The following is a 1,385-nucleotide window of genomic DNA, read 5'->3' as shown; positions in this document are numbered from 1 at the left end:
CGTCCTCCCCCTCCGTCAGGCTGCGCCTGCCACCTCCCCCTGGCGGGGGAGGATTGGTTTGCGCGGTCGGCGCTGCGCGCCGATCTACCCCTCTCCCAACCTTCGCCTGGCAGCAAGCTGCCAAGCTCCGGTAACCCTCTCCCCTATCAAGGGGACAGGGGAGACAGGCGCAACACCACATCCGCCATGCGGTTGAGTGGGGCGTCGATGCCATGCCGGGCACCCAATCGCGCGATCACGCCGTTGCGGGCGTCGGCTTCGGTCGGGCGGCCAGCGAGGCGGTCGGCGTGGATCGAGTTGATCGAATCCGCCGGGCCGTTGCGATAGCCGTCCACGATGCTGTCGGGCAGGTCGTCGGGGAGGGTTGCGCCCTCGGCGCAGCCGACCGCGATACATTCGCGGATGAGTGCGCGCATCAGCTCCGCCGCCTCGTCGTCGCGGGCGATGCCGGCCGGCTGGAGGGTGAGCGCGTTGACCGCGCCGGCGCAATTGACCGCGAGCTTGCGCCACGCTGCGGTCAGCCAATCGCCGGTCAGGACCGTGTCGATCGGGCTGTGCGCGAACAGCGCGGCGAAGGCGCGACTGGCGACGTCGTCGGGGACGGTGAGGTTGCCGCTGCGGCGCTGGACGACCTGGCCGGGGGCGCGGCGTTCGGCGGGAATGTCGACGATCACCGGCACGAGGCGCGCGGGATCGAGGGCGGGAAAGCGGGTGCGATGCTCGACCCCGTTCTGCAGGATCGCGACATGCGTGTCCGGGCCGACCAGCCGGTCGAGCCAGCGCTGTGCGCCCGGGGCGTCATAGGTCTTGGTCACCACCAGCACCCAGTCGGCGGGTTGCGCGGCGGTGGGGTCGGTCAGGAGGCGTGGGGAGCTTTCGAGCACGCCCTCGGGCGTCTCGACCCGCAGCGTGGCGAAGGGGGGGCGCGCGCAGAGGGTGACGTCATGCTCGGGCGCGGCGATCAGCCAGGCGGCAATGCCGGCGCCGACCGCGCCGGTGCCGATGATGGCGATGCGGGTCAATTATCGTTCCCGCTGAAGCGGCGTGCGGTGCTGGCGGGGTATTTCTTCAGCGCGTCGCCGACGCGGGCCGGGCGGTCGAGCAGTTCGCCGCCGCAATTGGGGCAGGTCTCGTCGAGGTCGTCGGCGCAGTCGGCGCAAAAGGTGCATTCGAACGAGCAGATGAACGCTCCGCCCTGATCGGCGGGGAGTTCGGTGCCGCAGCGTTCGCAGTCGGGGCGCATTTCGAGCATTTTACGTCCTTGGGCTGGTATCGAGACTCCACGATCCTCCCCCTGGCGGGGGAGGATTGTGCCGGCCGGGCGCGCCGCGAGATCGACATGCCCTCCCCCAGCCCCTCCCGCTTGCGGGAGGGGAGAGATTGGC

2 protein-coding genes are annotated in these 1,385 nt (G+C 70.7%); both read right to left on the bottom strand.

Features of this window, described 5'->3' with window-relative positions; translation table 11 throughout:
- Window positions 1-146: 146 nt before the first annotated feature.
- Complete coding sequence (locus AX681_RS20525) at window positions 147-1,022, bottom strand: 2-dehydropantoate 2-reductase (protein WP_066664806.1); 876 nt, start codon at window positions 1,020-1,022, stop codon at window positions 147-149.
- A complete protein-coding gene (locus AX681_RS20520) occupies window positions 1,019-1,252 on the bottom strand; it encodes a DUF1272 domain-containing protein (protein ID WP_066664809.1) in 234 nt (77 codons plus the stop codon). The genes AX681_RS20525 and AX681_RS20520 overlap by 4 nt, the downstream gene beginning before the upstream one ends.
- Window positions 1,253-1,385: the final 133 nt, after the last annotated feature.

This window comes from Sphingomonas sp. CCH9-E2 (assembly GCF_001557215.1).
In the GTDB taxonomy this organism is placed as follows: Bacteria; Pseudomonadota; Alphaproteobacteria; order Sphingomonadales; family Sphingomonadaceae; genus Sphingomonas.
The sequence above is the reverse complement of the archived record's forward strand: the minus strand, read 5'-3'. Positions and strand labels throughout refer to the sequence as shown.